Annotated in this window: 15 protein-coding genes; 7 read left to right on the top strand and 8 right to left on the bottom strand. The window is 37.0% G+C overall.

Features of this window, described 5'->3' with window-relative positions:
• Positions 1-145: 145 nt before the first annotated feature.
• The gene (locus CYAN10605_RS15475) at positions 146-586 is read left to right on the top strand and encodes a hypothetical protein (protein WP_150108964.1); all 441 of its coding nucleotides are present in this window, start codon (positions 146-148) and stop codon (positions 584-586) included.
• Positions 587-611: 25 nt separating this feature from the next.
• On the opposite strand, the gene cas6 is transcribed toward CYAN10605_RS15475, so the two are convergent.
• Complete coding sequence (gene cas6, locus CYAN10605_RS15470) at positions 612-1,721, bottom strand: CRISPR-associated endoribonuclease Cas6 (RefSeq protein WP_015220884.1); 1,110 nt, start codon at positions 1,719-1,721, stop codon at positions 612-614.
• Between the two features lie 214 nt (positions 1,722-1,935).
• Between cas6 and CYAN10605_RS15465 the strand changes: the two genes are divergently transcribed.
• The 3 genes from CYAN10605_RS15465 to uvrB are packed head-to-tail and all read left to right on the top strand — an operon-like array spanning position 1,936 to position 6,454.
• The gene (locus CYAN10605_RS15465; protein WP_015220883.1) at positions 1,936-3,432 is read left to right on the top strand and encodes a protein kinase domain-containing protein; all 1,497 of its coding nucleotides are present in this window, start codon (positions 1,936-1,938) and stop codon (positions 3,430-3,432) included.
• Between the two features lie 16 nt (positions 3,433-3,448).
• On the top strand, positions 3,449-4,417 hold the full coding sequence (locus CYAN10605_RS19225) for a D-alanyl-D-alanine carboxypeptidase family protein (RefSeq protein ID WP_015220882.1): 969 nt from the start codon (positions 3,449-3,451) through the stop codon (positions 4,415-4,417).
• A gap of 42 nt (positions 4,418-4,459) precedes the next feature.
• On the top strand, positions 4,460-6,454 hold the full coding sequence (gene uvrB, locus CYAN10605_RS15455) for an excinuclease ABC subunit UvrB (protein ID WP_015220881.1): 1,995 nt from the start codon (positions 4,460-4,462) through the stop codon (positions 6,452-6,454).
• A gap of 294 nt (positions 6,455-6,748) precedes the next feature.
• On the opposite strand, the gene cynS is transcribed toward uvrB, so the two are convergent.
• From cynS to CYAN10605_RS15430, 5 genes are all read right to left on the bottom strand, one after another.
• Positions 6,749-7,192 (bottom strand): cyanase, encoded by a 444-nt coding sequence (gene cynS, locus CYAN10605_RS15450; RefSeq protein ID WP_015220880.1) that lies wholly within the window; start codon positions 7,190-7,192, stop codon positions 6,749-6,751.
• Positions 7,193-7,347: 155 nt separating this feature from the next.
• Positions 7,348-7,773 (bottom strand): nuclear transport factor 2 family protein, encoded by a 426-nt coding sequence (locus CYAN10605_RS15445; protein ID WP_015220879.1) that lies wholly within the window; start codon positions 7,771-7,773, stop codon positions 7,348-7,350.
• A gap of 17 nt (positions 7,774-7,790) precedes the next feature.
• Entirely contained in the window at positions 7,791-8,663 is an 873-nt protein-coding gene (locus CYAN10605_RS15440; protein WP_015220878.1) for an ABC transporter ATP-binding protein, read from the bottom strand.
• A complete protein-coding gene (gene ntrB, locus CYAN10605_RS15435; RefSeq protein ID WP_015220877.1) occupies positions 8,660-9,493 on the bottom strand; it encodes a nitrate ABC transporter permease in 834 nt (277 codons plus the stop codon). The genes CYAN10605_RS15440 and ntrB overlap by 4 nt, the downstream gene beginning before the upstream one ends.
• Before the next feature lie 115 nt (positions 9,494-9,608).
• Positions 9,609-11,225: an ABC transporter substrate-binding protein gene (locus CYAN10605_RS15430; RefSeq protein WP_015220876.1), complete on the bottom strand. Its 1,617-nt coding sequence runs from the start codon at positions 11,223-11,225 to the stop codon at positions 9,609-9,611.
• Between the two features lie 184 nt (positions 11,226-11,409).
• On the opposite strand from CYAN10605_RS15430, the gene CYAN10605_RS15425 reads away from it, so the two are divergent.
• Positions 11,410-12,168, top strand: coding sequence for an MBL fold metallo-hydrolase (locus CYAN10605_RS15425; RefSeq protein WP_015220875.1), 759 nt, complete (start codon positions 11,410-11,412; stop codon positions 12,166-12,168).
• A gap of 195 nt (positions 12,169-12,363) precedes the next feature.
• On the opposite strand, the gene CYAN10605_RS15420 is transcribed toward CYAN10605_RS15425, so the two are convergent.
• Together CYAN10605_RS15420 and CYAN10605_RS15415 are read right to left on the bottom strand one after the other, a co-directional pair.
• Positions 12,364-13,800 (bottom strand): phosphoglucomutase/phosphomannomutase family protein, encoded by a 1,437-nt coding sequence (locus CYAN10605_RS15420; RefSeq protein WP_015220874.1) that lies wholly within the window; start codon positions 13,798-13,800, stop codon positions 12,364-12,366.
• A gap of 112 nt (positions 13,801-13,912) precedes the next feature.
• Complete coding sequence (locus CYAN10605_RS15415; RefSeq protein ID WP_041922550.1) at positions 13,913-14,413, bottom strand: DUF1499 domain-containing protein; 501 nt, start codon at positions 14,411-14,413, stop codon at positions 13,913-13,915.
• Positions 14,414-14,854: 441 nt separating this feature from the next.
• On the opposite strand from CYAN10605_RS15415, the gene CYAN10605_RS15410 reads away from it, so the two are divergent.
• Both CYAN10605_RS15410 and CYAN10605_RS15405 read left to right on the top strand, forming a co-directional pair.
• Positions 14,855-15,451 (top strand): FeoB small GTPase domain-containing protein, encoded by a 597-nt coding sequence (locus tag CYAN10605_RS15410; RefSeq protein ID WP_015220872.1) that lies wholly within the window; start codon positions 14,855-14,857, stop codon positions 15,449-15,451.
• The gene (locus CYAN10605_RS15405; protein ID WP_015220871.1) at positions 15,441-16,904 is read left to right on the top strand and encodes a ferrous iron transporter B; all 1,464 of its coding nucleotides are present in this window, start codon (positions 15,441-15,443) and stop codon (positions 16,902-16,904) included. The genes CYAN10605_RS15410 and CYAN10605_RS15405 overlap by 11 nt, the downstream gene beginning before the upstream one ends.
• The last annotated feature ends 131 nt before the right edge of the window (positions 16,905-17,035 follow it).

Raw genomic sequence — 17,035 nt, 5'->3', positions numbered from 1 at the left:
AATTAACTTTAACCTAAATATAATAAAGACAAGTTAAATTTAAGTAATTGATAACAATTAATTATAATTCTGGGAGAATTGTATGCTCATTAAAATTCAACAATAATGTTAGCACTGCCAACACAAAATTAAATCGATATGAGGTATGAAAAAAATCCTTTATGAAATAGCCATCCTGACTTTGCCATTAGGTATAATTCTTTCGGTGTTCTTTACACTAAATTATTCAGGCTTTTGCTTTAAAGAATTCAGGTATCTCAGTGATAGGGAACTGATGGAATCCCTTTTTAATATTTGGAATAGCTCTTATTTAGATAATGTTAACTTTGAAATTTTGGAGCGAAAAAACAGATATGCTAACTTCGATGAATTTTTAGCCAAACACCCAAACTGCTGTGAAGTTGATCCTGGAGGCCCCTATGATATGGGAGCTCCCTTCTTTATAGATAGAATCACAGGCTATGATTCTGGTAAAGTAATCAGTTTCGAGTTTAAAGAGGAATATATATATCCAGACGGTAATATCCGCACTGAAAAAATTCATATCTTAGATAGATTACAAAATTGTGGCGAATCATATTGGTAATCTACGTTATAGCTTTATCTCGGATTTAGGTTAATTGAGAAGAAGATAATATTTTTGTTGCTCTTTTTGAGTAAGTTTTGACTGTTTCATAGGGCATTTCTAATTCTGTGGCAATATCTTTTAATGATTGTCTTAATTCTTTTCTAGCAATGATATTGGCGTAATTAAGACAAATATTTTTAGTACGATTACCTCCTTTACCATTCTTTTTTTTCAGAAAAATATCAACTAATTCATCTATTCTTTGAGATAGTTTATCTTCAAGACTATTATTATTATTTTGATAAATATCAACCCATTCTAATCTGGTATGTCCTAAACCAAATGTAGTTTTATGGCCTGTACCGCAGTAAGGTGCAAATCTGCATAAAGCGGAGTAAAGTTGAGTAAATTCGGGATAATCTTGATATTTATGACCTAAATATAACTCTAATGAACCTATAAAGCCTGTAACACTACCTTTTTTTCCTCCTGCTACTTTTTTTGATTCCAGATGATACCTACGGATGATGACAAATTTATCTATCCAATCTAAAAAGCTATCTTGGGAAAATACTTTTTGGGAAAATTGATTCCAACGTCGCAAATAACTATGGAATAAATTGGGGGGATGAGGCAAGGGGTAATGGTGATTGTTACGGCGAAAACTTGTGGGTGAGAGAAATGTAAAACAAAAATTAGTTTCTATTTTTTCTTTCCAGAGATTTTCGTAGGTGGTGGGGGGAGAAAAAAATTTGACTTTTTGGATTTGTAGAGGTGCATGGTATAAACCCAAATGAGAGGGGAATTGATTAAACCAAATTTTTAACCATTGGATTAATTCTTGAGAGAAGATGGATAGATACCAAGTGTAAAGAGAGTTTTGTTTGAGAAGAATTTTATCGTCTGATTCTATTAAATTACCTTGCAAACGGGAAATGCTGAATGCTTTTTCTTCTGGATAGTCGTGAAGTCTTTGTGATAAATCAGAGGATAGTTGCCTTACTTGATCTAAAAACCAAGCGTGTAAGCCTTTACTGTAGTCGAAACAGAGATAGTAATCTTTTCCCGCAACTAATTCAAATTCGAGAATAACTAAATCATTTTTATTTGTCCAAGTTAAATTTCCTAAAGAGGATAGTGGATTAATATTCACAAACAACTAAAAGGTTATAGGCTAGTTTATATTAAAGTTTGCAATGAAGTGCTAAGGCACTGGTAACAATATAGTATCTTATGAAAAATTTTCCTAATGTAGATAATTTAATAAATTGTAACAGATAAGTAAATAGGAAGTTATTTTTTATTACTATTTTATTATAAAATAGCTACAAGGGGACTCAGCATTAGTAACGCTGTAAGTTAATTATATGGAAGAGGCGATCGCATCCAGATATAAAATCATTAAAAACCTTGGCAGTGGTGGCTTTGGGGATACATTTCTCGCTCAAGATTTACAAATGCCTTCTGCTAGACAAGTAGTTATCAAAAAACTTAAGCCGGTTCATCATAATAATATTTCTCTTGAATTTATTGAGACACTATTTGAAAAAGAAGCAAAAGTATTAGAAGAATTAGGACAAAATTGCCCACAAATTCCCACTTTATACGCTTATTTTCGAGAAAATGAAGAATTTTATCTAGTTCAAGAATATATTGAAGGTAAAAGTTTAGCGGAATTGGGAGTAATTCACCCCAATCAATGCGAATCAATTTTATCATCTCTGCTTAATACTCTCAAATATGTTCATGGCAAGAATATTATTCACCGTGACATTAAACCCGAAAACATCATTCTTAGAGACAGCGATAAATTACCCGTCTTAATTGACTTTGGTGCAGTCAAAGAAAGTATGGGGGCTGTACAATTAAGCAGTGGTTCGACGGTAAGTTCAGTAATTATCGGCACAAGGGGCTTCATACCACCAGAACAAAGCACAGGTAGGACAGTATTTAGTAGTGACCTATACGCCCTGAGTTTAACCATTATTTATAGCTTAACAGGAAAATATCCTATAGAACTGCCCAATAATAACATTACGGGGGAATTAGATTGGCAAAGCTATATTCCTAATTTACCGTTAAATTTGAAGACAGTACTGGAAAAAGCCTCAAAAATTGATTTAGCTCAAAGGTATCCTACCGCCCAAGAAATGTATGAAGCCTTGCATCTCAGTCAAGGACAAACTATGGCAGTAACTCCAAATCCTATTGATTTACAAAAATCTAGTACTCCTAATCTAGCACCGACAGTCTTAATTCCCAACAGTATGGCTAGTGTGCCTCAACAGGTGTCGCAAGTTTCTCAACCCCTTGTTGCCCCTCAAAAAAATAATTTGCTAGTCATATTAATAACAGCTTTATTAGTGGCTTTAGGGGTATCAGGAGGGTTTTTTGTCGTTCAACAAATGAAGGAAACTCAGGCAAGATTAGAAGAAATTGAAAAAGAGAAAGAGGAAACAGAAGCAAGACTAGCTGAGGAACAGACAAAACGAGAAGAAGAAGAATTAAAACGGCAAGAGTCCGAGAAAATGAGATTAGAAGCAGAAAAGGAGAGAGCAAAAGCTGAGGAATTACGTCGTCAAGCGGAAATAAAGGCACAATCTCAACCTCAAATTCGTACAGTTGTAGTTAATCCGTCCAGTTTAACCGATGGTTCTTATGGAACAATTACGGGTAGTACAGGCTCAAAAAATATTCGATCAGGACCGGGTACAGGTTATCCTGTAGTAGGAGAAGGATACACTGGTGAATCCATTGAAATTTTAGATAGTGGTTATGACAATGGAGGCTATCTTTGGTATAAAGTTTATCATCCTTCATCAGGGGTAACAGGGTGGATGGCAGGACAATTAGTTAATTATTAGAGAAAATGGGGTATATATGAAAAAATTTTGGCAATTTTTAGGGTCTAACTTTCAAATAGTTAATTTTTTTCTCGCTTCAATTATTATAGGTGGGCTTTTTGGTTTCTGGTATCTCCCTCAATCCTCTCAAAAGGAAAATACTAATATTAACAATCCCCCCCCCTCTGTCACTAAAATTACCCCCACGAATTCCCCCGAAACGGCAACCGAGTCACCTCTTACTATTGCTAATTCTCCTCGCAACAATCCAGAAACACCCGTTGATAATACTTCTGTCACCCCTTCCTCAACTTCCAATAACTCCACTGCATCTATTACCCCTCCCGCAACCGTGAATAATACTACCATTGCCACTTTGCCCACCACTAAGCAAGAAAAGGTAAATAATCCCGTTAATAGTTCACAATCCCCCGAAATAGAGGATCAAGAATTAGCTAAGATTAATTATCTTCTTTCTTCTACTTATTTTGGTCATTTTCCCTTTCAAGAAGCCCCTCAAGCACGATTAGTGAACATGGGAAAATATTATAATCGCACAGAGTATTTAGACAGAGAAGCAGGGGAAGCATTTTTGCGGATGAAGGCGGCGGCGAAAACTCAGGGAGTTGAATTAATTTTAATTTCGGGATTTCGTTCAATTTCTTCACAAACCCAATTATTCCAAAAACAAATCCAAAAACGAGGTAGTAAAGAAGAAGCAGTAAAATTAAGTGCACCTCCGGGACATAGTGAACATCACACAGGTTATGCTTTAGATATAGGCGATGGAAAACAACCATCTCTTGATTTGAAAACTCAATTTCAATCCACACAGGCTTATCAGTGGTTAAGTAATAATGCCCATAAATATGGCTTTGAGCTATCCTTTCCCCCAAATAACTTACAAGGAGTAAGTTTTGAGCCTTGGCATTGGCGTTTTGTGGCTTCTGATCGAGCTAATAGAATTTTTGCTATGCCTAGACATTTACTTTATCAAAATAAATGATATTAAAGTATTGTTTATCAAAATTTTCTCGTTAAAGATCTAATGTTTCACCTTAACTCACCCTTCCAACCCACTGGAGATCAACCAAGTGCGATCGCATCTTTAGTCAAATCACTATCATCGGGTAATCGCTTTCAAACCCTCCTCGGTGCTACAGGCACTGGTAAAACTTATACCATAGCTTGTACTATCGCTCAACATCAAAAACCAACCCTAGTATTAGCACACAATAAAACCCTTGCCGCCCAATTGTGCAATGAATTAAGGCAGTTTTTCCCTCATAATGCCGTAGAATACTTCATCAGCTATTACGACTACTATCAACCAGAGGCGTATATTCCCGTTACCGATACCTATATCGAGAAAAGTTCATCTATCAACGATGAAATTGATATGTTGCGTCACTCCGCTACTAGGTCATTATTTGAAAGAAAAGATGTCATTGTCGTTGCTTCTATCAGTTGTATTTATGGTTTAGGGATGCCCGTTGAATACCTCAAAGCCTCTATCCCTTTAGAGATTAACCAAGAATATGATCCCCGTCAACTACTTAGAGACTTAGTAAATGTGCAGTATCACCGCAACGATACAGAGCTATCCCGTGCTACTTTTCGCCTTAAAGGAGATGTGTTAGAAATCGTACCAGCCTATGAAGATCGAGTTATACGGGTGGAATTTTTTGGAGATGAAATCGAAGCAATTTCTCTTTTAGACCCCGTCACAGGGGAATTATTGCAAGAATTAGAGCGAATTAACATCTACCCTGCCAAGCACTTTGTAACACCACAAGATCAATTAGAAAGAGCGATCGCACTTATCGAGATGGAATTAGAAGAAAGATTAACGGAATTGGAAAAACAGGGGAAATTAGTAGAAGCACAAAGGTTAAAACAGAAAACAAAATATGATTTAGAGATGTTAAAAGAAGTCGGATACTGCAACGGAGTAGAGAATTATTCAAGACATTTAACAGGTAGAAAAGCAGGACAACCACCCGATTGCTTAGTGGATTATTTCCCTGAAGATTGGCTTTTAGTAGTGGACGAATCACACGTTACTGTACCACAAATTAGGGGAATGTACAACGGAGATCAAGCAAGGAAAAAAGTATTAATTGATCATGGTTTTCGCCTACCCAGTGCCGCCGATAATCGCCCCTTAAAAGCCGATGAATTTTGGCAGAAAGTTCAACAGTGTATTTTCGTTTCAGCAACTCCTAGTAATTGGGAAATTGAACAATCAGAAAATAGAATTGTGGAGCAAATTATTCGCCCTACTGGTATTTTAGATCCTGAAATTTTTGTAAGACCCACCGAGGGACAAGTGGACGACTTATTAGGAGAAATTAAAGAGAGAATTAAGAGAAAAGAAAGGGTATTAATCACAACTTTAACAAAAAGAATGTCGGAAGATTTGACAGAATATTTACAAGAAAGAGGAGTAAATGTACAGTATTTACATTCTGAGATTCAATCTATTGAGAGAATAGAAATTTTACAGAGTTTAAGGGCTGGAGAATTTGATGTCTTAATTGGAGTGAATTTATTAAGGGAAGGGCTAGATTTACCTGAAGTCTCATTAGTGATCATTTTAGACGCAGATAAAGAAGGATTTTTGAGATCAGAAAAATCATTAATTCAAACCATAGGAAGGGCGGCAAGACACGTTAATGGACAAGCTATTTTATACGCTGATAATTTTACCGATAGCATGGAAAAAGCTATTAATGAAACTAAAAGAAGAAGGAAAATTCAACTGGAATATAATCAAAAAAATAATATTATTCCTCAATCTATTAGTAAAAAATCGAGTAACTCTATTTTAGAATTTTTAGATATATCACGAAAATTAAACTCTCAACAATTAGAGGAAATTTATAACCAAGTTGAAGAAATTAGCCTTGATAAAATTCCTGATTTAATTAAACAATTTGAGGAAAAAATGAAAGAATCAGCTAAGAATTTAGAATTTGAAAAAGCCGCTGAATATAGAGACAAAATTAAAAACTTAAGGGCAAAATTAGTCTCTTATAATTAGGGTTTGATGAAAAAATGGCGTGAGGGAAATAGACAATGGGCAAAGGGTAAAGGTGAATAGTGAATAGTGAATAGTGAATAGTTGATAATTAATAACTCCGAACACTCATTACTCATTACTCGTTACTTATTACTTTCTCCAACACCTGCAACCTGAAACCTGAAACCTGACACCTTGTCTCCCTCTCCCTCATCTCTTCATCTACCAAACACCCTGACACCTACCCAATATTCTTAAACCGAACTGAAGTTATTTATCTCAATTTGGTTAATTGTTTGCTATTCGTTGATTGATTTACCATTTTTTATAGGGTAAAAACTTACCACACATTGTAACTTGGACTCGATCGCCCTTGGGGTCTTCCACTTTGTCCACATCTAGGGTAAAGTCGATCGCACTCATGATACCATCTCCGAATTTTTCATGGATAACCTCTTTCATAGGCATTCCATACACCTGCATAATTTCGTAAAAACGATAAATCAGGGGGTCAGTGGGAATTACGGGGTCTAAAGAGCCTTTTAAGGGAGGAATAGTTAATTCTTCAGCGAACTCTGGGGATAAACCTAACGCCTCGACTAACTTTTTCGCTTCCGTTTCATCAGCACTAGCTTGACGGTAAATCACCGATGCGATCCAGACTTCATCCCGTCCTAAAATTTCCTCTAATTGAGCAAAAGTAACGCCCTTTGCCTTTTTTGCATCTAATAAAGTTTTGGTAATTTCTGCAATAGTCATAATGTGTTCACCTCAATAAAATAATTACAGTTGATTGTGTATAAATTTGGGGTTCGGAGTTGAGAGTAGGGAGAAAACCAATTAAAGACTTTTGCCTCTTGCCTCTTGCCCACCTTCACCGAGATCCCACTATGATAAATAAGATCTTTTTGAATTTAACCCCTTTCCCAGAGAAATTTTCGTTCTGATTCCTTGATCAAAACATCATTGATACTAGCAAAACGATTTTGCATTAAGCCATTTTCGGCAAATTCCCACATTTCATTGCCATAGGAACGATACCACTGATTAGATTCGTCGTGCCACTCATATTCAAAACGAACGGCAATACGATTATCTGTAAAAGCCCATAATTCCTTGCGTAAACGATAATCTAACTCCTTTGCCCATTTACGGTACAGAAAAGCCTTGATTTCTTCTCTACCAGACAAAAACTCAGAACGATTACGCCATTGAGAATCAATGGTATAGGCTAAAACAACCTTTTCAGGATCTCTTGTGTTCCAAGCATCCTCAGCCATTTGCACTTTTTGTTGTGCCGTTTCTAAGTTGAAAGGTGGGAAGGGTGGTTTTGATTCCATAGGTGCGATATTAATTCTTAATTGTTAACTCTGGCTTCTTCCACCGCCCTAGTTTCTCGGTATAAGTGTTCTTCCATGGCCACTTTCAAATCATGATAAGCAGGATGATCTTCTACTTCAAAACGATTACGAGGACGGGGGAAAGGTACATCGAGAATTTGAGCAATACCTGCGCGAGGACCTTTTGTCATCATGATGATTTTATCCGACAACAATAAAGCCTCATCGATACTGTGGGTAATCATAATTACCGTTTTCCGATGTTCTTCCCAAATACGCTCGATTTCTTCTTGTAAGAAACCACGAGTTAAAGCATCCAACGCTCCAAAAGGCTCATCCATTAGTAAAATATCTGGATTAATTGCCAATGCCCTTGCAATACCCACCCGTTGGCGCATCCCCCCCGATAACTCATGAGGATGTTTTTTTGATGCCCCTGTTAAGCCTACCATTTGCAAATGTTCTTTAACAATGCGTTTTTGTTGGTTTATGGGCATTTTCGGGTAAACCGTTTCCACTGCAAAACGGATATTTTCCTCTACCGTCATCCAGGGCATGAGGGCGTAACTTTGAAACACCATACCTCGATCGGGACCTGGTCCTATAATGGGTTCTTTATTCATCATTACAGAGCCACCACTAGCAGAACTTAACCCGGCAATAATGCTTAAGAGGGTTGACTTTCCACAGCCTGAAGGACCGATGATACTGACAAAGGTATTGTATTCTATATCGAGATTGATATTTTCGAGGGCGACAAATTCTTTTTTCTTTGTGCCGAATAAGCCTTGTTTTGTTGAGAATACTTTAGAAACATTACGAAGACACAGTTGGACGTTATCCCCTGCCTCCAAACAAGTTAAATATTCTGGTTGAGTTGATACCGTCATGATGATTCTTTTCCAAATGAAACCATTTTTTCTAAATAAGCGAAGATTTGATCTAGTAAAAGTCCCACTAAACCAATGATGATAATTGCCACGATGATGTTAGGTAGATAAAGATTATTCCATTCACTCCAGATGAAGTAACCCAAGCCAGTACCTAAAAGCATTTCCGCCGCTACAATTACCAACCAAGAAATTCCCATACTGATGCGTAAACCAGAAATAATATTGGGCAACGCCGCAGGGATAATAACTTTGAAAATAGTCCGCCATTTTGATGCACCGAGGGTTTTGGCTACGTCGAGATAGTCAGAGTTAACTTTACTTACTCCAAAAGCAGTATTAACAAGGGTGGGCCAAATACTACTAATTAAAATAATGAAAATGCCTGTTTTTTCTGAATCTCGAAATAAATATAAACCCAAAGGCAACCAAGCAAGGGGGGAAACGGGCTTTAGAAGTTGTACGTAAGGATTAAACGCTTTGGTGGCTATTTTCGACATTCCGAGCAAAATCCCTAAAGGTACGGCAACTACAGATGCCATAATATAACCGATCGCAACCCGTCTTAAGCTAATTAACAAATTCCAACCGATACCCATATCATTAGGTCCATTGTTGAAAAAAGGATTAGTTAGCCACCACCATAATTCTTTGAGGGTTAAGGAAGCGCTAGGCATACCTTTAGCGAAAATTTTGGCATTTGCCCCTAATTCCCACACCAGCAAGAATATCCCCAAAGAAAGAAGGAATATCCCCAAGGCTTGGACATTTTCGTTATCCAATAATTGTTTAAATTTATTTTGGGGCGATCGCCCTTGTACAATAGTCATAAGAATTTAGAATTGAGAATGAAAAATGTAGAAAATAGGTGTCAGGTTTCAGGTTTTAGGTGTCAGGCGAATAAAAATTACTCTCCACACCCCCTACTTAAAAAAACTCCGAACCCTAAAAACCATATTTATCAATCTGTGCCTGAATATATTGATCGGGTTGTTGAGGATCGAAGGTGTCAAATTCAAGGGTTTCCGTGCGATAAATTTCATCGGGGGGAGTTTGTCCTAATTCTTCCGCTAATTCCCTTGCTAAATCTGTGAGGAAGATTTCTTGTCCTAATTGGTCATATTTACCATCGGCGGTTAATTGTTTTGCTTTGCCATCTCCTGATATATCCCAACGCACTAATTGAGACATGATCCAGTTTGCGAAACTCTGCCAAGGGTAAGGATCGAAGTCAATGCGATCGGGTACGTCTAAGTTATTACCTAAACCGTCCTCAAATTTACCTGTTAAGACCGCTTGAACTACTTCCACTGGTTGATTCAAAAAGGCGCGATCGGATATAGCTTCCGCAATTTCGACTCTATTTTCTGGTTTACTAGCGTAGCCCGTTGCCTCGATAATAGATTTATTTAACGCTCTAAAGGTGTTAGGATTTTCGTTAATCCATGTGTCACTGGCCGCAAAAGCACAACAGGGATGTCCGGGCCACAATTCTTTGGTTAACTTATGAATAAATCCAGCGTCTTCATACACCGCCCGTTGATTAAAAGGATCAGGCATCAAGAAACCATCAATATCCCCTGCTACTAATTGAGCGATACTGTCTGGAGGTGGTACAGGGCGAATAGTAACGTCCACATCAGGATTAATACCCCCTGTGGCTAAATAATAACGTAAGAGTAAATTGTGCATGGAATAGGGGAAAGGTACTCCCAACACAAAGCCCTTAAAGTCCGCAGGACCATTGATTTTACCCTTATACTTATTAGAAACGGTGATGGCTTGTCCGTTGATGTTTTCAATACTTGCTAATCTCACCCCAAAAGTAGCTGAACCTAATCCCAGAGTCATGGCAATGGGCATGGGTGCTAACATATGATATGCGTCTAACTCCCCTGCGATCGCAGAATCCCTCACCGCCCCCCAACTCGGCATTTTTACAACCTGAGCGTTTAAGCCGTATTTTTGATAAAAACCTAAAGGCTCAGACATAATAATCGGAGTAGCACAGGTAATGGGGATAAAGCCCACTTTTAAATCTGTTTTTTCCAAATTAGAGGTATCGGGGGGAGGGGCATCAGGTTGAGACTCAGGAGTACCAGCATTATTGCCACAGGCATTAACAAGGGAAACTAAAGCCGCCCCAATGGCTACGTTTTGCAAAAATTTACGACGACTAAATTCACCACTGCGAATAGCATCGCCGAAAAATTCTCCAGCTTTTGCACCAAAGGCGGCGGAAAAAGCATTATCTAAACCCCCCGCTTGTTTGGCTAATTCTAAAACCAATTTTTCTCTTTTTGGGCTTCCTTTTCCTGCCATTTTTAGGAATAATTCTTTCCTTAATTCTGCAGTGCTTAAGGAGTTGGCAATATCGAAAGTGGCGGGTTTATAAACCCCCATTTTTGTCAAATCACTAATCATCTCAAGAGGATCTTGAGGCATAGTTTGCATAAATTCCCAGTGACTTTGACTAGGGTGAAATTTACCACATTGGACACAAAAATTTTTTGCCGTTTTCCATTCATCTCTGGGAGATAAAATTGTTTTTGTTAATGCCATAGTTACCCAATATTAGCAATTTGTATGGGGATATTAAACGGGTTTTTAAGGGCGTTAGTTGTAAATATGGCTACAAATTTTATATTTCTTTAAAAATTTGACATTACCGTTATGTAATCCTATGGACTCTTTGATCAAGCTACAATTAAGACAAAATAACGTTATTATTCTTTACTAAAATTTTATGCAATTAACTTGGTTAGATAGCAATTCATGGCTGATTGAAATGTCCAACACGAGGATTTTACTTGATCCTTGGTTAGTTGGTTCTTTAGTTTTCGGTAATCTTAAATGGTTATTAGAAGGAAAAAAGAAAACTTCTCGCCCTATTCCTGACAATATTGATTTTATTCTTCTTTCTCAGGGTTTAGAAGATCATGCTCATCCCCCTACTTTAAAAGTTTTGGATCATAATTTACCTGTTGTGGCTTCGGTAAATGCGGGAAAAGTCTGTCAAGATTTAGGCTATACCAATATCACTACTCTTAAGCATAATGAAAGCTACATTTTTAATGATAAAATTCAAATAGATGCGATCGCAGGTTCTCCCGTTGGGCCAGGTGTAATAGAAAACGGGTATATTCTCAGAGATTTAGTGACTGGGGAATCTATTTATTATGAACCTCATGGCTTTCACTCTCCCAATTTACAAAAACAAGAATCAATTACCACAATTATTACTCCTCTAACTAACATCAAAATCCCTTTCCTTGGTCCTGTTATTAAAGGTCAAGAAACTGCTGTAGAAGTCTGCCGTTGGCTGAATCCTCAATATATTCTTTCCACTGCCGCAGGAGGAGATATAGATTTTGACGGTTTATTGGTCAATCTTTTAAAGCCTGACGGGACTATTGAAAGACTGCGTAATTTGTTAAAAGAGGCTAACTTATTTGTAAATGTTATTGAGCCTCAACCCGGAGAAAAGATAGTTATTACCAAGTAGGCAAAGTCAAAGTTAAAAGGGCAAAAGGCAATTAGTGAATAGTGAATAGTGAATAGTTGATAGTTGATAGTTGATAATTACTCATTACTCCCCTAAACCTGACACCTGCAACCTGATACCTGCCACCTCTCCCCCCATCCCCTCATCTCCTAAACATCTTACTCAAACCATCAAAACCCCAAAATCAAGCTATTTTTATCCTTTCGTTGCCCATTCTTTTGCCCAATGGAGATTTTCTTGGACTATCTTTAAAGTAGGTGCTTCTGAATATAAACGTAATAATGGTTCAGTACCACTAAAACGAATTAATAGCCAACTGCTATCTTCAAGACGATATTTATAGCCGTCAATGGCAAGGCAATCGATTACTTTCTTTCCCGCTATTTCTGTGAGGGGATTGTCTGAAAGTCTCTGTTGTAATAGGTTTTTTTGTTCTAAGTTTTTTAAGGGTAGGTCGATGCGATCGTACTCTGAGGTAAAATTGACTTGTTGACGGAGGTTATTATATAAGTCACTGATGTCTTTTCCTGATTCTACCACTGCTTCAAGGACATATAAAGCAGATAACAAAGCATCCCTTTCGGGGATGTGGTTACTGTAACCCACTCCTCCTGATTCTTCTCCCCCCACTAAAACTTGATTTTGTAACATTCTTTCTGCAATGTATTTATAACCGATCGCAGTCTCGGAGATGGGAATATTCATAAACTGGGCTATTTTGGGTATTAAGTCTGATCCGCTCACCGTTTTGACAATTTCCCCCTTCATTCCTTTTCTTTGGGCTAAATGCTCAATTAAAACGGGAATCAAAATTTGCGTACTACAAAAGTTTCCCTGTCCATCAATTGCGGCGATGCGATCGCAATCTCCATCGAAGACTAAGCCCATTCGCAACCTATGAGGGTTATCTTTAGCATCTTCTTTGACTCTACGGAATAATTCAGAGATATAACGAGGTAAGGGTTCGGGTGCACCACCATCGAAAAGGGGATCTCTATTAGCGTTAATTTCTTCTATATCACAGCCTAATAAACGACGTAGCCCCCCAGAAGCCGCACCGTGCATCACGTCCACAAATATTTTTAACTTACCAGATGCGATCGCATCTCTGATAATATTAACATTGACTTGAGAACTTAATTGTTGACAGTAACTTTCCCAAGGATCAAATAATGTTATGTTACCTTCTTTACTGCTAGTAATAGTTTCATCCCTAGGGATTAAGGCTTCGATTTTCTGAGTTACATCTTCAGTGACAGAACCGCCAAAAGCTCCTTTTACCTTTAAGCCTAAGTATTTCGCAGGATTATGACTAGCGGTTAAAACTAAAGCACCTAAGGCGTTTTTCTCCTTCGCCGCCCAACTAAAAGCAGGAGTTGGAGCAAAACTGTCTGATAATAACACATCAAAACCAGCTTCCTGTAAGCTATCCGCCGCCAACTTCGCAAAATCTTCCGCTAAAAAACGGCGATCGAATCCTACAATCATTAAATTAGAATTGGGGTTATATTCCCGTAAAACATGAGCCGACAAAGGTGCTAATTTTGCCACTCGCTCAAAGGTGAAATCGGCGGCAATGACACCGCGCCAACCGTCTGTGCCAAATTTGATCGGATTTACTGTAAAAGCCATGATTTTAAGTAATGAGTAACGAGTAATGAGTAGGGAGTTTTTAAAAGTAGGGGAGTAGGGATAAAAACTAACACCTGAAACCTGACACCTGCCACCTGACACCTGAAACCTTTTAATTGTTTACCGTTAAGTCACTAAACGCAAGGCGAATTTGCTCTAAGCGACGACGATTCACCCCTAAATCAGACTCTCCTAAACGAGAAGCTGATCGCCATTGTACTACTTTTTCATCTTCAGGAAAATAAAATTCGGCATCATCCACAAAGCCCATAATTTTACTTCTTGATTCTGTACGGATATAATCATCTGTTTTTTCTACTATCACAGTATCAGGTACAACAGAAAGGATTTTGAGAAAGTTATTGTAAGCAGAAGTGCGATCGCTGTTATACTTTAACGGTTTGATGTAGTGAGTTTCATCCTCTGTTTGACTAACAACACAATTAGGAGAAGGAGGACATTGTTTTAATTTGCCATCTGTTACCCCTAAATCCGTAGGCACACTCCCCTCAAAATGGAAAATAGAAGCCATTGCAGATTTTTCCCATGAAAGAGGAAAAAGCAAGGATAATGCGATAATGACCGAACAAAAAAAGGAAATGAGTGCAGACATATTCTATAAAAACTAAATCAGGTTTGCTCATAAGTTTACTGGTGTAAGTGGTGAATGGGCAATAGTCATAAACATAAAGATGAATTAATTATCTATGGAGAAATAATTAATTTTCCTCACTCTTGCTTCTTACCCAACTTCCTTCCAAAAAAAAGTTTATTGCCTGAATCCCAATACCTATCATCGCTTCATCGCTTACAAGTTATTTTTACAGAAAATAAATGATAAAAAATTGCAACAACTCTTGAAAAGATTTTTCAACTGATCTAAAATATAAACATTGAAAAATAACCATAATAACTATTGAAAATTGTCTGAATCAAAAATAGTAAAAATAGACTAACTAGGAAACAAAAAAATAAAAATACTGTAGTTATTATCGAAGAAAAACTATACCAAATTTTAAGACGAAAAGTCGAAATTGCGAGGCAAAGAAATAAAATGAACTGTCATCAATGTCAAAGCACAACTTGTCATTCTCACAGCAAAAATAATTGGTTTACATCTTTATTTAAGAAAAAAAAGACTCAAACTATTGAGAGAGAAACTACGGGAAAAATTGCTTTAGTAGGAATGCCAAATGTGGGAAAAAGTGTCTTATTTAATGCCTTAACTGGTATTTATGTGGATATATCTAATTATCCCGGCACAACGGTAGAAATTTCCCACGGAAAATTTCAGATAGATAATGATTATTTTTCCATTATTGATACTCCGGGGATGTATTCTTTACTGCCTATCACCGAAGAAGAAAGAGTAGCTAGAGATTTGCTATTACAAGACTCTTTATCTCTTGCTATTCATGTAGTTGAAGCCAAAAATTTAGCCCGAATGTTAACCCTTACTTTTCAGTTAATTGAAGCTGGCTTTCCTACTTTATTAGCAGTGAATATGATCGATGAAGCGGAGAAATTAAAAATAAAAATCGATCCCCTTACTTTAGAAGATGAATTGGGAATTCCTGTAATTAAAATGTCCGCCGCTACCGGCTTTGGATTAGATCAGTTAAAACGGAGAATTTTGAGTTATGTCAGCTAATATTAATTACCCTAACATTATTGAAAAAGGTTTAGCAAAAATCGAAGATTTATTAGTACAAGAAGCTGAACTATTTTTACAAAAAAATTATCTAATTTCTCGTCGTAGTTTAGCTTTACTAATTATTCAAGAAGATAGAGAAATAATTATAGACTTACAGAAATATTTACCTAGTATTTCTCCCATTGAAGAAATTATCTATGATGTACAAACTCAATTAGGTAAATCTATCACAGAGGCGATCGCATTTACTAGACAACAGAAAGCCTTAGAAATTGAACAACAAGTATTGCAAGATAATAGCGATAGTCAGAGAGGAATAGGAGAAAAACTACATCAATGGATGATTAATCCCCTCACAGGATTTCCAATTTTAGCCCTAGTGCTTTACTATGGAATTTATCAATTCGTTGGTAACTTTGGTGCAGGCACATTAGTTGATTTAATTGAAGGGTTTTTCGAGGAGAATATTAACCCCTTTGTTAATCATATCGTTGCTCAAATTTTTCCATGGGTAGTAATTCAAGACTTATTCGCCAATGACTACGGTATCATCACCCTAGGTATTCGCTATGCTACAGCGATTATTTTACCCATTGTTGCAACTTATTTCCTTATGTTTTCCCTTTTAGAAGACACAGGATATTTACCTCGTTTATCTCTCATGTTAGATAGAGTTTTTAAAACTATGGGATTATCAGGAAGAGCGGTCATTCCTATTGTTTTAGGCTTGGGCTGTGATACTATGGCAACAGTGGTTACTCGCACCCTCGAAACTAAAAGAGAGAGAATTATTGCTACTTTCTTACTTGCCCTAGCCATACCCTGTGCGGCTCAATGGGGTGTTATCTTAGGGTTATTAGCAAAAAATCCCCTTGCTTTGTCAATATGGGCAGTAGTGGTTTTAGGTATATTTTTGTTAGCAGGATTTTTAACCTCTCGTTTCTTACCCGGTAAACCTGCTCAATTTTATATGGAAGTGCCTCCTTTGAGGATGCCCAAAATTGAAAATATTATCACCAAAACCGTGATTAGAATGAAATGGTATTTCTGGGAAATTATCCCCCTATTCATTTACGCATCTATTCTTATTTGGTTTGGTAAATTAACGGGTTTATTTGACTTAATCATTAGTTGGATTAATCCTATTACCCTTGCATTAGATTTACCTGAAGAAGTATCCCCTATTTTCCTATATGGATTTTTCCGAAGAGACTATGGTGCGGCAGGATTGTTTGATATTCAAAGCAATGCAGGATTAACGGGCAATCAATTGGTGGTTTGTGCCATTATTTTAACTCTGTTTTTACCCTGTATCGCCCAATTTCAAGTCATGTTGAAAGAAAGAGGATGGAAAACCACTTTAGCAATGGTATCTTTTATTTTCCCCTTTGCCTTTTTCGTTGGTTATTTAGTCAATCAAGGCTTAAATATTATTAACCTCACTATCTAATTTTTCCTAACCCCTTTAGGGGTTTTACTTTTTTTTATTTACAAGCAAAATACCTGTTGTACGGTTTTAAAATGCGAAAGTTTATTAAGTTGGATAACATTTAACTCCTACGAACTAAATATTAAGTTTTG

Origin of the sequence: Cyanobacterium aponinum PCC 10605, from assembly GCF_000317675.1 — a bacterium.
Lineage (GTDB): Bacteria > Cyanobacteriota > Cyanobacteriia > Cyanobacteriales > Cyanobacteriaceae > PCC-10605.
The sequence above is the reverse complement of the archived record's forward strand: the minus strand, read 5'-3'. Positions and strand labels throughout refer to the sequence as shown.

Coding starts and splice junctions, on each gene's coding strand:
- uvrB (WP_015220881.1), top strand. CDS start 4,460: ATGTTTCACCTTAACTCACCCTTCCAACCCACTGGAGATCAACCAAGT.
- CYAN10605_RS15415 (WP_041922550.1), bottom strand. CDS start 14,413: ATGTCTGCACTCATTTCCTTTTTTTGTTCGGTCATTATCGCATTATCC.
- ntrB (WP_015220877.1), bottom strand. CDS start 9,493: ATGACTATTGTACAAGGGCGATCGCCCCAAAATAAATTTAAACAATTA.
- CYAN10605_RS15475 (WP_150108964.1), top strand. CDS start 146: ATGAAAAAAATCCTTTATGAAATAGCCATCCTGACTTTGCCATTAGGT.
- CYAN10605_RS19225 (WP_015220882.1), top strand. CDS start 3,449: ATGAAAAAATTTTGGCAATTTTTAGGGTCTAACTTTCAAATAGTTAAT.
- CYAN10605_RS15410 (WP_015220872.1), top strand. CDS start 14,855: ATGAACTGTCATCAATGTCAAAGCACAACTTGTCATTCTCACAGCAAA.
- CYAN10605_RS15405 (WP_015220871.1), top strand. CDS start 15,441: ATGTCAGCTAATATTAATTACCCTAACATTATTGAAAAAGGTTTAGCA.
- cynS (WP_015220880.1), bottom strand. CDS start 7,192: ATGACTATTGCAGAAATTACCAAAACTTTATTAGATGCAAAAAAGGCA.
- CYAN10605_RS15430 (WP_015220876.1), bottom strand. CDS start 11,225: ATGGCATTAACAAAAACAATTTTATCTCCCAGAGATGAATGGAAAACG.
- CYAN10605_RS15420 (WP_015220874.1), bottom strand. CDS start 13,800: ATGGCTTTTACAGTAAATCCGATCAAATTTGGCACAGACGGTTGGCGC.
- CYAN10605_RS15465 (WP_015220883.1), top strand. CDS start 1,936: ATGGAAGAGGCGATCGCATCCAGATATAAAATCATTAAAAACCTTGGC.
- CYAN10605_RS15425 (WP_015220875.1), top strand. CDS start 11,410: ATGCAATTAACTTGGTTAGATAGCAATTCATGGCTGATTGAAATGTCC.
- CYAN10605_RS15445 (WP_015220879.1), bottom strand. CDS start 7,773: ATGGAATCAAAACCACCCTTCCCACCTTTCAACTTAGAAACGGCACAA.
- CYAN10605_RS15440 (WP_015220878.1), bottom strand. CDS start 8,663: ATGACGGTATCAACTCAACCAGAATATTTAACTTGTTTGGAGGCAGGG.